We start from the raw sequence: 11841 nt of genomic DNA, 5'->3' as shown, positions 1-11841 counted from the left end.
CAATCGCAAGTGCACACTTGCCCGCAGAACAACTCCTGTGCGGAGGCCGTGATGAAGCCGCTCTGGACGCCGACCCTCACCTGGATTGCCGCGGCGGTCGCCGCCGTCCTGCTCGCGATCGCGTCCCCGGGTGGGCTCGACCTGCTGTTCGACCTCGAAGCCCCGCACGGCGCGTTCGCGCCGCGTTGAAGCGTCTCCTCAGGCGGCGGCCAGCGACTCGCGTGCCGCCTGCGCCAGCGCCGCCGTAAGCTGGTCCAGCACGACGGACTCCAGGTTCCAGCAATGCCAATAGAGCTGCACCGGCACGCGCGCCTGGGGCGCCACGTTCACCAGTTCGCCCTGCGCGATCAATCCCTGCACCAGCAGCTCCGGCACCACGCTCACGCCCCACCCCGCCAGCACGGCGCGCACCTGGCCTTCCGAACTCGGGACGAACAACTGGTGCAGTGACACGCGCTTCAGCCCGAACGCGCGGCCCACGTATTCCCCCTGCATGTCGTCCTTGCGGTTGAAGGCCACGAAGGGCGTGTCGCGGAAGTTGTGCGGCGTCAGGCCCTGCGGCAGGCGCTCGCGCGCATAGGCCGCCTGCGCGACCCCGATGTAGTGCATCGCCCCCAGCGCCTGCACCTTGCAACCGCGCAACGCCTGCTTCACGGTGGTGACGCATCCCAGCACCTGGCCTTCGCGCAGCCACTCGTGCGTGAAGTCCTGGTCGTCGGTGATGATCTCCAGCGGCAGGCCCTGGCGCGCCAGCGCGTCCAGCGCCGGCAGCGCCCAGGTCGCGATGCTGTCGGCGTTCACCGCCAGCGAGATCCTCTCCTCCTCGCGGGCGCCGCCGGTGGAGCTGGGAGCCAGCTCGCCCAGGTCGCGCTCCAGGTCGGCGCGCAGCAACCTCATCTGGCGGGTGTGCTTCAGCAGCAGCTGGCCGGCCGCCGTGGGGCGGACGGGCCGGCTGCGCACCACCAGCACCGTTCCCACCTGGGCTTCCAGGGCTCGCAAGCGCTGCGAGACGGCCGACTGCGTGATGCTCAGCCGCTGGGCAGCGCGGTCGAAGCCGCCCTCCTCCACGATGGCGGCGAGGCATTCCAGCGCGGTGGGGTCGAAGCTTTGCAAGATTAGATTTTCTGATGATCCCGCAGACAGTTTAATTTGGCTTTTGAAAATCGGGAGGTGGCCTCAAACTTTGGACGTATGAAAAAACTCGTCCTCGGCGCCGGCATCATCGGCATCAGCACCGCTTGGCACCTGGCCCAGCGCGGCCACGAAGTCATCGTCGTCGACCGCCAGCCGGATGCAGCCCTGGAGACCAGTTTTGCCAACGCGGCGCAGATCTCGGTCAGCTACTGCGAGCCCTGGGCCAACCGGCAGGCGCCCGCGAAGCTGCTGAAGTGGATGTTCCGCAACGACGCGCCCCTGCTGTTCCGCCCGCGGCTGGACTGGCAGCAATGGCGTTGGGGCCTCGAATTCCTGAGCCAGTGCAACGACGCGGCCTTCGAGCGCAACGTGCAGCAGCTGGTCGCGCTGGGCGCGTACAGCCACGCCGCGCTGAAGGACGTGGTGGCCGCCACCGGCATCGAATACAGCCGGCTGGAGAAGGGCATCGCCCACTTCTACACCGACGCGAAGGCCTTCGAGGACGCCGCCACCGCGGCCGGACTGATGCAGAAGTACGGCGTCGACCGCAAGGTGGTGAGCCGCGATGAGCTGTTCGCGATCGAGCCCGCCTTCCGCAACTTCGACGGCATCGTGGGCGGCACCTACACCTCCACCGACGAGAGTGGCGACGCGCGCGTGTTCACGCAGCAGCTGGCGCGGCTGTGCGCCGCCCGCGGCGTGCAGTTCCTGTTCAACCAGGACATCGAACGGCTGGAGACCGCCGGCGGCGCGATCGCCTCCGTGCGCATCCGCGACCGCGCGACGGGCGCGGTGCAGCGCCTCGCCGCCGACGACGTGGTGGTGGCCTGCGGCTCCTACACCGCGCCGCTGCTGCGCCAGGTGGGCGTGGACCTGCCGATCTACCCCGGCAAGGGCTACAGCGCCACCTTCAAGCTGAAGAAGCCGGCCGATGCGCCCTTCGTCAGCAGCATCGACGACGAAGTGAAGGTGGCGATGAGCCGCCTGGGCGACGAGCTGCGCGTGGCCGGCACCATCGAGGTGTCGGGCTACGACGCGACGCTGGACTCGAAGGTGGCGCAGGACCGCTGCCGCATGCTGGCCGAACGCATCGATAAGGTGCTGCCGGGCGTGTGCGACACGCGACTGCCCGAGCAAGGCGGCGATCCGCAGTTCTGGACCGGCCTGCGTCCGGCGACGCCCACCAACATCCCCTACATCGGCCGCACGCGCGTGGCCGGCCTGTGGGTCAACGCCGGCCACGGCACGCTGGGCTGGACGCATGGCGCCGGTTCCGGCAAGGCGATGGCGGAGCTGATCGATGGCCGCAGGCCGCGCATGAACTTCAACTTCTACGGCTTCGGGCAGCAGAAGGCGGAGCTGGAGCTCTCGCTCGACCCGCAGTAAGGAGACCAGCGGCCCCGGACTTTCAGCCGGAGACCGGGTGCCCCCTCTTCCTTCCTTTCAGCGCCGCTGGAGCGCCTCCCAGAGTTTCATCGGGCTCAGCGGCATCTGGAGCTGCGACGCCGCTTCCTTCCTGCCGGAGCGCGCCAGCGCGTCGGCCACCGCATTCACGATGCTGGGGGTGGCACCGATCGTGCCCAGCTCGCCCACGCCCTTGGTCCCGAGCGGATTGGTGGTGCAGGGCACCGTCTGGTTCATCTCGGTGACGAATTCGCAGGCGACGATGTCCGCCCGCGGCGCCGCGTAATCCATCAGGCTGCCGCTCACCGGCTGGGCGGTCGCAGGCTCGTACACCATGTGCTCGCACAAGGCCTGCCCGATGCCCTGCACGGCACCGCCATCGAGCTGGCCGCGCACGATCATCGGGTTCACCACCCGCCCGATGTCGTTCACCGACGCATAGCGCACCACCTGCACGGCGCCGGTCTGCGGGTCGATCTCCACCTCGCTCACGTGGCAGCCGTTGGGCCAGCTGGGCCCCTGCACGGCGCTGGTGTGGTCGGTGAAGATGTGCCCGCCCGGCTGCTTCGCCGCCAGCTCGAACAGGCCGATGCCGAGGTCCGTGCCCTTCACGTGGAAGCGCCCCTCCAGGTACTCGAGGTCCGAGGCCGACGCCTCCAGCGACTGCGCCGCGAGCGCGCGCGCGGTGTCCAGCGTCTTGACCGAACCGAGGTGCAGCGCCGATCCGCCCGTGAAGAGCGAGCGCGACCCCGCGCTGCCGAAGCCGTCGCCGCGGTCGGTGTCGCCCAGCACCACGCGCACCCGGTCGATCGGCACCTTGAACACGTCGACCACCAGCTGGGCCAGCGTGGTCGCGATGCCCTGCCCCATCTGGTTGACGGCGGAGAAGACCTCGATCACGCCGTCGGCCCGGACCTCCACCGTCACGCGTTCCTCGAAAGCCATTCCGCTGGTCCACTCGAGGAAGGTGGAGATGCCCAGGCCGCGCAGCCGGCCGCGCGCCTTGCTCTCCGCCGCGCGGGCCTCGAAGCCGCTCCAGTCGGCGAGGTCCAGGCCCTCCTCCATGATCATCTCGAACTTGCCGACGTCGTACACCTGCCCCATCGCATTCGTGTAGGGCATCTGCTCGGGCCGCACGAAGTTGCGCCGGCGCAGCGCAATGCGGTCGATGCCGGTCTGGCGCGCCGCTTCGTCCATCAGGCGCTCGATGATGAAGATCGCCTCGGGCCGGCCCGCGCCGCGGTAGGCCGCGGTGCAGGCCGTGTTGGTCATCACGCAGCGGATGTGGAAGTCGATCAGCGGCACGTCGTACACGCTGGTCTGCACCCAGGGGCCCACCACCATCGGGATGACCATGCCGGTGGCCGTGGCGTAGGCGCCGACGTTGGCCAGCGTGCGCAGGCGCAGGGCAAGGATGCGGCCGTCGGCCGCCAGCGCGAGCTCGGCCTGCGCCTGCTGGTCGCGGCCGTGGAAGGAAGACAGGAATTCCTCGCTGCGCTCGGCGATCCACTTCACCGGCCTCTTCAGCGTCCACGCGGCCCAGGCCACCGCGGCGTCCTCCGGGTAGATGCCGGTCTTCATGCCGAAGCCGCCGCCGACGTCGCCCACCGTCACGCGCACCTTGTCGCGCCCGATGCCCAGGATGTCGTTGGCCAGCGAGTTGCGCACGCCGGAAGGCATCTGGCTGCTCATGCGCAGCGTGAGCCGGCCGTCCTCGGCCACCCAGGCCAGCACCGAGCGCGGCTCGATCGAGAGCGCGGCGACGCGCTGGTTGACCACCTTCAGCTGCACCACGTGCGCGGCCCCCTCGAAGGCAGCCGCCGTCTTCGCCGCGTCGCCGAAGCGCATCTCCGCCGCCACGTTGTCGGGCGCCTGCTCGCACAGCGCCGGGGCGCCGGGCGTGGTCGCCTCCTCCAGGTCGACCACGTGGGGCAGTTCCTCGTACTCCACGACCACCGCCTCGGCGGCGTCGCGGGCCTCCTGCAGCGACCAGGCCACGACGATCGCCACCGGCTCGCCGACGTAGCGCACGCGCTCGTGGGCCAACGCGCGGCGCGGGGCCGTGGCGGCGGGGGAGCCGTCGGCGCGCCGGAAGTCGGGATTGGTGGGGATGGGCTGCACGCCCGCCTCGACCAGCTCGGCACCGGTGGCGACCTTCACCACGCCGGGCATGCCGGCCGCGGTCGCGGTGTCGATGGAGACGATGCGCGCATGCGGGTACGGCGAGCGCAGGAACACCGCGCGCAGCTGCCCGGGCGGCGTGATGTCGTCGGTGTACTGCCCCAGGCCCTTGAGCAGCCCCTCGTCCTCGATGCGCCGGACGTCCCGGCCGCTGCCGAAACGCGTCACGATGTCGGTGTCGGTGGTCATGGGGCTGGAGTCTGCCCAAAAACCACCCGGGATGCACCCGCTATCGGCTCTCCCCCGGCACCTTCTCGGCCATCCAGCGCAGCAGGTCCAGCCACATCTGCCGCATTTCGGCGTCGAGCGGGGTGCGCATGGCGTTGGGCAGCTCGATGGTCACCACCGGCACGCCCTTGTGCACGCCGCCGTAGTTGCCGAGCGAGCCGGGGAAGATGCCCACCTGGTCCAGGTACAGGCGGCCCAGGCGCGAGGGGGGCACCGAGGGTCCGTCGAAGTCCAGCACGCCGTAAGGGGCGTGGATGGCAACGATCAGGTGCGGCCGGAAGCTCTGCATCTGGTCGTGCAGGAAGCGCGACTCGGGCTCGGACAGCGGCTGCGGGCCCGGCCAGCGGCGCGGGTCCCGGTTGGTGCGCTTCTGCCAGTACGCGGCCGCGTCGCGCTCCCAGTCGGGCGTGGGGAAGTTGCGGTTCAGGTCCACCCCGTGCGCGTTGGTGCGGCTGGGCGGCTGCGAGAACACCCCGTCGGGGTTGAGCACCGGCACGAATCGCCAGTGCACCGGCTGCGGCGCCAGCAACAGCGCGGCGGACAGCGCCCACGACTTCTTCACGCGTCCGTCTCTCCCCCCGGATTCAATGCAGCAAGCGGTTCGGCAGCGCCAGGAAGTTCAGCACCAGGCCGTCGAAGTCGTCGGGCGCCTCCAGGTTTTGCAAGTGCCCGATGCCCTGCATCTCGAAGTAGGTGCTGCATGGAATCTCCTCGGCCATCTCCTTCATCGTCGCGGGGGGCGTGTTGCGGTCATGTTCGCCCGCGAGCAGCAGCGTGGGCACGTGGATGTTTCCCAGGTTGCCGCGGCGGTCGAAGGTGACGATGCATTCCAGGGCCCGGCGGTAGGTGGCGGCCGGCACCCGCCCCATGCAGTGCGTGGCGAGCCGCACGCCCTCCGGCAGCGAAGCGGGGCCGACCATCTGCGGCACCAGCGTCTCGGCCAGTTCGGCCATCGAGCGGCCCGCCGCCAATGGTGCGGTGCGCTCGGCGATGTAGTCCTCGCCGTCGGGGCGGCCGAAGGCGGGCGAGGTGCCGCAGAGGATCAGGCGGCTCACGATCTCGGGCCGGCGCGCCACCACCTCCTGCGCCACCATGCCGCCCATGCTGTGCCCCAGCAGCACCACGTGGCCGCACTTGAGCGTTTCGATCAGGTGGATGCAGCTTTGCGCCAGGCCCTTGAAGGTATAGGGCTCGATCGGCGCGCTGTGGCCGTAGCCCGGCATGTCCCAGGCCACGGCGCGGTAGCCGGCGGAGGCGAAGGACTCGACCTGCGGCGCGAAGGCGAGGTGGCCGCCGACGATGCCGTGCAGCATCAGGATGGTGGTGGAACCGGCACCGAGGGTGGTGAAGGCGGGTACCGGAGTCATGGATGGGTTCTGCAGCCTGCCGTCGCGTGCCCGGGTCGTGGGCCATACTACATGAAAGTCGCTGCAATCGAGCCCCTGATGACCCCCCCGCGGCAAGCCACTCCGCCCACTTTTTCCGCCCACGAGTTCCGCCTCGCGCTGGGCATGTTCGCCACCGGCGTGACCATCGTGACGGCGCGCACGGCCGAGGGCCAGTTGATCGGCCTGACGGCCAATTCCTTCAACTCGGTGTCGCTGACGCCGCCCCTGGTCCTGTGGAGCCTCTCGCGCGTCGCGGCGTCGATGGCGCTGTTCAGTGCCGGTTCGCACTATGCGATCAACGTGCTGGCAGCCGACCAGAAGCCGCTGGCGGAACGCTTCGCCACGCGCGGGGTGGACCGCTGGAGCGGCGTCGGCTTCGACGAGGGCGCGGGCGGCGCCCCGCTGCTGCACGGCGTCGCGGCCACCTTCGAATGCTTCAACCGCAGCCGCTACGAGGAAGGCGACCACGTGATCTTCGTCGGCGAGGTGGAGCGCTGCACGCACCGCGCGGGCGCCTCGCCCCTGCTGTTCCACGGCGGGCGTTACTACACCGAGCTTCCGCTCTGAGCCAGCGCGCATCGCTACCATCGCGCGATGCGCGAACGAAAAGAACACCTCGACGCCCTCGCCGTCTCGCTGCTGCTGGCCTGCTGCCTGTTCTGGGGCCTGCAGCAGATCCTGATCAAGACCACCGTGCCCGAGGTGCCGCCGCTGTGGCAGGCGGCGCTGCGCTTCGTCGGCGCCACCGCGCTGCTGTGGGGTTGGTGCGCCTGGCGCGGCATCCCGCTGTTCGCGTCCGACGGCACCCTGGGCGGCGGCCTGCTGGCGGGCCTGCTGTTCGCCAGCGAGTTCACCTGCATCTACCTGGGGCTGCGCGACACGGCGGCGTCGCGCCTGACCGTGTTCCTCTACACCTCGCCCTTCGTGGTGGCGCTGCTGCTGCCGCGCGTGACGCCCTCCGAGCGGCTGCGGCCGCTGCAGTGGATCGGGCTGGGCATCGCCTTCGCCGCGGTGGCGGTGGCGTTCAGCGAAGGCTTCGCGGGGCACAGCACTCCGCGCCAGCTACGCGGCGACGCGCTGGCGCTGGCGGCCGGGGTGCTATGGGGCCTGACCACGATCGTGATCCGCGGCTCGAAGCTGGCCACCGCGAGCGCGGAGAAGACGCTGTTCTACCAGGTGGCCGTCACGGCGGCGGTGGCGCCGCTGCTCTCCCTGGCCCTGGGCGAGACCTGGTCGCTGCACTACTCGGCGTACGCCTGGGTCTCCATCGCGCTGCAGACGGCGATCGGAGCCTTCGCCAGCTATCTCGCGTGGATGTGGATGCTGCGCCACTACCCGGCGACGCAGCTGTCCTCGTTCACCTTCCTGGCGCCGCTGTTCGCGCTGCTGTTCGGGGTGGCGCTGCTCGGCGAGAAGCTGACGCCGCAGTTGCTGACGGCACTGGTCGCGGTGGCGGCCGGGATCGTGCTGGTGAACCGGAAGAAGGCGCGGTGAGGCGCGCTTCCGGCCTCAGGCCTTGAGGCCGATCTCATGCGGCTTCACGGGCTTGCCCGCGGCCGCCTGCACGATCCCGCGCTCCGCCTCCTCCTGCGCCACCAGCTTCGCGAAGGTCATGCGGAAGTGCGACAGCGCCGCATCGGAGGCGATGGCCTGCAGCTCGAAAGTGGGATCGGTGTCGATCACGACCTGCTGCGCCTCGATCAGGTGCTTGTCCTCGAGGAAGCCTTCGATCAGGCTCTGGTGCAGCGAACGCGAGATGTTGGGGTCCTCGCCTTCCCAGTCGTTCAGGTAGGTCCAGAAGAAGTGCGTGGTGCGCCGGGTCTCGGGCGTCATGAACTGGCAGTTGCGGTATTCGCGCGTGCCCTCGCGCCTGCCCTGTTCCGAGCCGCTGCCGGCCGGCGAGAACATCGATTCGAGGAAGAAGATGCCGGGGATGTGCATGTGGCCGATGTTGCGACGGTCCACGTTGCGGGCCTTTTCCGCCGCCGGCAGCACCTTGGCGTGGAAGGGCGGCGGCGGCGCGTCCATGTGCCAGCGCTCCACGCGAAAGCCCCGCGGCAGGCGCTCGATCGCCACCGGCTTGGTCTTGTACGCGTACTCCTCGGAGCCGCCCAGCGTCTTCGTGTGCACGAACGCCAGGTGCGCGAAGTCCGACAGGTTGTCCACGATCAGCAGCCAGTTGGCCTTGTAGTGCATGTAGTCGGGGATGCCTTTCCAGCGCGGCTCCCGCAGGTAGGGGAAGTCGATGATCTCCGCCGGATCCGCCTTCGACGGGTCACCCATCCAGATCCAGACCAGGTGGTCCTTCTCCACCACGGGATAGCTTCGCACCCCCAGCTTGGGCGGGATGAGCTCCTGGCCCGGGATCTGGATGCACTTGCCCGAGGGATCGAACTTCAGGCCGTGGTACATGCAGCGCACGCAGTCGCCTTCGCGCCGGCCCAGGTGCAGCGGCACGCCGCGGTGGCAGCAGCGGTCCTGCAAGGCCACGACGCGGCCGGTCTCGGACTTGTACAGCAGCACGGCCTCCTCGAGGAGCGTGCGGGCCAGCAGCTTGCCGTCGATGAGCTCGTGGTCCCAGGCGGCGACGTACCAGCAGTTCTTCAGGAACATGGATGGACTCCCTTCATGACGATTCGCCGCGCGAGCGGGCGAAAGCAACGTAAGCCTCCAGGCAGCCCGGGTTCGCCATGGCGTCCCGGTTCACCACCTTCTCGATCGGCTGCCCCAGCATCAGTTTCTTGATCGGCAGCTCCTGCTTCTTGCCCGTCAGCGTGCGCGGGATCTCCGCCACCTGCACGATCTCGTCGGGCACGAAGCGGGGACTCAGCGCCGTGCGGATCGCGTTGGCGATCCGGGCTTTCATCGCCTCGTCGAGCACGACGCCCGGACGCAGCACCACGAACAGCGGCATGTAGCTCGCGCGGCCCAGGTACTCCAGGTCCACCACCATCGAGTCCAGCACCTCGGGGATGCCTTCGACGGCGCTGTAGATCTCCGCCGTCCCCATGCGCAGTCCGTGGCGGTTGATGGTCGCGTCGCTGCGGCCGTAGATCACGCAGCCGCCCTCGGGCGTGATGCGCAGCCAGTCGCCGTGGCGCCAGATGCCCGGGTACATGTCGAAGTAGCTGGAGAGGTAGCGCTGGTTGCCCGGGTCGTTCCAGAAATGAAGCGGCATCGACGGGATCGGCCGCGTGCACACCAGCTCGCCGACTTCGCCGATCACCGGCTGCCCCTGCTCGTTCCACGCCTCCACCGCGCAACCGAGCATGCGGCACTGCATCTCGCCGGGCACCTGCGGCAGCTCGCGGTTGCCGCCGATGAAGGCGCCGGCGAAATCGGTGCCGCCGGAGATGTTGCACCACCAGATTTCCGGCACGCCGAGGCGGCGGAACTGCGCGACGCCCCAGCGCTGCACGTCCTCGGGCAGCGGCGAGCCGGTGGTGCCCAGCGCGCGCACCGATTTCAGCCCGGGCCACTGCGCCAGGTCCAGCCCCGCCTTCATGCAGTTGGCGAAGTACGCCGCGCCGGCGCCGAAGAAGGTGACGCCCACGTCGGCGGCGAAGCGCCACAGCACGCCCCAGTCCGGCTTGTCCTTGCTGCCCGCGGGATTGCCGTCGTAGATGCAGCAGGTCGTGCCATTGAGCAGGCCCGCCATCTGCGCGTTCCACATGACCCAGCCCGTAGAGCTGTACCAGAGGTAGCGCTCGCCGCGGCTGTTCGCGTCGTAGCTGCAGCCGATGTCGTTGTGCAGCACGCACATCATCAGCATCACCAGCAGGATGCCGCCGTGGCCGTGCACGATCGGCTTCGGCAGCCCGGTGGTGCCGCTGGAATAGACGATCCAGACCGGGTGGTCGAAGGGCAGCCATAGCGGCTCGAAAGCGTCCACCTCGGGGCCTTGGCGGCGCATCGCGGCGCTGAGGTCCGCATGGGGCGGAAGCTGCCCGCTGTCGAGGCCGAGGTTGCGCAGCACCAGCACGTGCTTCACGGTCGGCAGCGCCGCCTCCAGTTCCGCGATGATGGGCCGGCGGTCGTGGTCGCGCCCGCCGTAGCTCACCCCGTCGCAGGCGATGAGCACCTTGGGATCGATCTGCTTGAAGCGATCGAGCACCGCGTTCGTGCCCATGTCCGGCGCGCAGATGCTCCAGATGCCGCCCAGGCTGACCACCGCCAGGAAGGCCACCATCGCTTCCGGGATGTTGGGCAGGTAGGCGGCGACGCGGTCGCCGGGCTGCAAGCCTTGCTCCTTCAGGTGCAGGGCCACCGAGGCGACCTGGCGGCGCAACTCCGGCCAGGAGAGTTCGCGCTGTTGTCCCTTCTCGTTGCGGCTGACGAGCGCCGGCAGGCCCGCGGCGTGCGCGGCGTCGACGTGGCGCAGCACCTGGCGCGCGTAGTTCACCCGGGCGCCCTCGAACCAGCGCGCGCCGGGCATCTTCTCCTCGACCAGTACGCCCGCGTGCGGCGTCGGCGATTCCAGCCCCAGGTAGTCCCAGATGCTTTGCCAGAAGCCCTCCAGGTCCCGCACCGACCATTCCCACAGCGCCTGGTAGTTCTCGAAGGCGAGGCCGCGCTCGGTGCGCAGCCAGTCCTGGTAGCGGCGGATCTGGGGAACGTAGGGGACGGACATGGCATGCAGGTTAGCGCCGCAATCGGCCTCGTCCGGCTCAGGGTTTGTACGAGCCCGGGTCGGCGTCTTGCCCGCACCGGTCGAAGGGGGTTGTCATTTCGCACGATCGTGCTAATCTTTCTCCCATGGACGCCAGGACCTCCAAGAGCGAACTGACCCGCGCCGCCATCCTCGGCGCGGCGCTGGACCTCGCGGCCGAGGAAGGGCTGGAGTCCCTCACGCTGCAGGCCGTGGCGGACCGCATCGGCCTGTCCAAGAGCGGCGTCTTCTCCCGCGTCGGCTCGCGCGAGGCGCTGCAGAAGGCCGTGGTCGAGGAATTCGGCCGCCGCTTCATCGCCGACGTGTTCGTGCCGGCCATGCAGCAGCCCAAGGGCCTGCCGCGGCTGAACGACATCGTGCGCCGCTGGATCCTGCGCACGCACGACGTGGAGGCGCACACGGGCTGCATCTTCACGGCGGGCGCGTTCGAACTGGACGACCGTGACGGGCCCCTGCGCGATCACCTGCTGGACGAAGTCACGCGCTGGCGCGCCGCCCTGCGTCGCACCGTGGCGCAGGCCGTGGCCTGCGGCCACCTGAAGCCGGACACCGATCCGGAGCAGCTGGTCGCCGAGCTGAGCGCCCTCATCATGGGCCTGCTGCACGACGCCCGCTTCCTGCGCGACCCGCGCGCCGCCGAACGCGCCCAGGCCACCTGGGCGCGCCTGTTGAACACCTACCAGAGCTGAAGTCCCCGGCCGGATCCATCGACGGAGTCGTACACCCCAATTTCGCACAACCGTGCGAGAAAGGTATTCCCCATGCTTTCCCTGCTGATCCTCCTGGCCCTGTTCGGCGGCTGGCGCGCCGGCCGCATCGTTGCGGACACCCTGCACC

At 69.6% G+C, this 11841-nt stretch carries 11 protein-coding genes; 5 read left to right on the top strand and 6 right to left on the bottom strand.

What is annotated here, in order from left to right:
• Positions 1-51: 51 nt before the first annotated feature.
• The gene (locus JJ685_RS13805) at positions 52-189 is read left to right on the top strand and encodes a hypothetical protein (RefSeq protein WP_201674848.1); all 138 of its coding nucleotides are present in this window, start codon (positions 52-54) and stop codon (positions 187-189) included.
• Between the two features lie 9 nt (positions 190-198).
• On the opposite strand, the gene JJ685_RS13800 is transcribed toward JJ685_RS13805, so the two are convergent.
• Positions 199-1113: a LysR family transcriptional regulator ArgP gene (locus tag JJ685_RS13800; RefSeq protein ID WP_201674847.1), complete on the bottom strand. Its 915-nt coding sequence runs from the start codon at positions 1111-1113 to the stop codon at positions 199-201.
• Positions 1114-1191: 78 nt separating this feature from the next.
• Here JJ685_RS13800 and JJ685_RS13795 point away from each other — a divergent pair, with 78 nt between their 5' ends.
• Entirely contained in the window at positions 1192-2520 is a 1329-nt protein-coding gene (locus tag JJ685_RS13795; RefSeq protein ID WP_201674846.1) for a D-amino acid dehydrogenase, read from the top strand.
• A 57-nt stretch (positions 2521-2577) separates the two neighbouring features.
• On the opposite strand, the gene JJ685_RS13790 is transcribed toward JJ685_RS13795, so the two are convergent.
• Genes JJ685_RS13790 through JJ685_RS13780 form a run of 3 tightly spaced genes read right to left on the bottom strand, consistent with a single transcriptional unit; the run spans position 2578 to position 6314 of the window.
• A complete protein-coding gene (locus tag JJ685_RS13790; protein WP_201674845.1) occupies positions 2578-4908 on the bottom strand; it encodes a xanthine dehydrogenase family protein molybdopterin-binding subunit in 2331 nt (776 codons plus the stop codon).
• Between the two features lie 40 nt (positions 4909-4948).
• On the bottom strand, positions 4949-5509 hold the full coding sequence (locus tag JJ685_RS13785; RefSeq protein ID WP_330901764.1) for a M14 family zinc carboxypeptidase: 561 nt from the start codon (positions 5507-5509) through the stop codon (positions 4949-4951).
• A gap of 22 nt (positions 5510-5531) precedes the next feature.
• The gene (locus tag JJ685_RS13780) at positions 5532-6314 is read right to left on the bottom strand and encodes an alpha/beta fold hydrolase (protein WP_201674844.1); all 783 of its coding nucleotides are present in this window, start codon (positions 6312-6314) and stop codon (positions 5532-5534) included.
• A 78-nt stretch (positions 6315-6392) separates the two neighbouring features.
• On the opposite strand from JJ685_RS13780, the gene JJ685_RS13775 reads away from it, so the two are divergent.
• Together JJ685_RS13775 and JJ685_RS13770 are read left to right on the top strand one after the other, a co-directional pair.
• On the top strand, positions 6393-6902 hold the full coding sequence (locus JJ685_RS13775) for a flavin reductase family protein (protein ID WP_201675378.1): 510 nt from the start codon (positions 6393-6395) through the stop codon (positions 6900-6902).
• A 27-nt stretch (positions 6903-6929) separates the two neighbouring features.
• Complete coding sequence (locus JJ685_RS13770; RefSeq protein WP_201674843.1) at positions 6930-7829, top strand: DMT family transporter; 900 nt, start codon at positions 6930-6932, stop codon at positions 7827-7829.
• Positions 7830-7844: 15 nt separating this feature from the next.
• On the opposite strand, the gene JJ685_RS13765 is transcribed toward JJ685_RS13770, so the two are convergent.
• Together JJ685_RS13765 and JJ685_RS13760 are read right to left on the bottom strand one after the other, a co-directional pair.
• A complete protein-coding gene (locus JJ685_RS13765; RefSeq protein WP_201674842.1) occupies positions 7845-8948 on the bottom strand; it encodes an aromatic ring-hydroxylating dioxygenase subunit alpha in 1104 nt (367 codons plus the stop codon).
• A gap of 13 nt (positions 8949-8961) precedes the next feature.
• Positions 8962-10965: an acetoacetate--CoA ligase gene (locus JJ685_RS13760; protein ID WP_201674841.1), complete on the bottom strand. Its 2004-nt coding sequence runs from the start codon at positions 10963-10965 to the stop codon at positions 8962-8964.
• A gap of 125 nt (positions 10966-11090) precedes the next feature.
• Here JJ685_RS13760 and JJ685_RS13755 point away from each other — a divergent pair, with 125 nt between their 5' ends.
• Positions 11091-11693 carry a TetR/AcrR family transcriptional regulator gene (locus JJ685_RS13755; protein WP_201674840.1) on the top strand — a complete coding sequence of 201 codons (603 nt, stop codon included), beginning with the start codon at positions 11091-11093 and terminating at the stop codon, positions 11691-11693.
• Positions 11694-11841 lie beyond the last annotated feature (148 nt).

The sequence above is a fragment of the Ramlibacter monticola genome (genome assembly GCF_016722785.1).
Taxonomy (GTDB): Bacteria; Pseudomonadota; Gammaproteobacteria; order Burkholderiales; family Burkholderiaceae_C; genus Ramlibacter; species Ramlibacter monticola.
This window is presented reverse-complemented; position numbering and strand designations above follow the sequence as displayed.

What these genes read in the sequence shown, in the direction of transcription:
- JJ685_RS13805 (WP_201674848.1), top strand. Translation starts at nt 52, where the DNA reads ATGAAGCCGCTCTGGACGCCGACCCTCACCTGGATTGCCGCGGCGGTC.
- JJ685_RS13765 (WP_201674842.1), bottom strand. Translation starts at nt 8,948, where the DNA reads ATGTTCCTGAAGAACTGCTGGTACGTCGCCGCCTGGGACCACGAGCTC.
- JJ685_RS13790 (WP_201674845.1), bottom strand. Translation starts at nt 4,908, where the DNA reads ATGACCACCGACACCGACATCGTGACGCGTTTCGGCAGCGGCCGGGAC.
- JJ685_RS13755 (WP_201674840.1), top strand. Translation starts at nt 11,091, where the DNA reads ATGGACGCCAGGACCTCCAAGAGCGAACTGACCCGCGCCGCCATCCTC.
- JJ685_RS13760 (WP_201674841.1), bottom strand. Translation starts at nt 10,965, where the DNA reads ATGTCCGTCCCCTACGTTCCCCAGATCCGCCGCTACCAGGACTGGCTG.
- JJ685_RS13770 (WP_201674843.1), top strand. Translation starts at nt 6,930, where the DNA reads ATGCGCGAACGAAAAGAACACCTCGACGCCCTCGCCGTCTCGCTGCTG.
- JJ685_RS13780 (WP_201674844.1), bottom strand. Translation starts at nt 6,314, where the DNA reads ATGACTCCGGTACCCGCCTTCACCACCCTCGGTGCCGGTTCCACCACC.
- JJ685_RS13775 (WP_201675378.1), top strand. Translation starts at nt 6,393, where the DNA reads ATGACCCCCCCGCGGCAAGCCACTCCGCCCACTTTTTCCGCCCACGAG.
- JJ685_RS13795 (WP_201674846.1), top strand. Translation starts at nt 1,192, where the DNA reads ATGAAAAAACTCGTCCTCGGCGCCGGCATCATCGGCATCAGCACCGCT.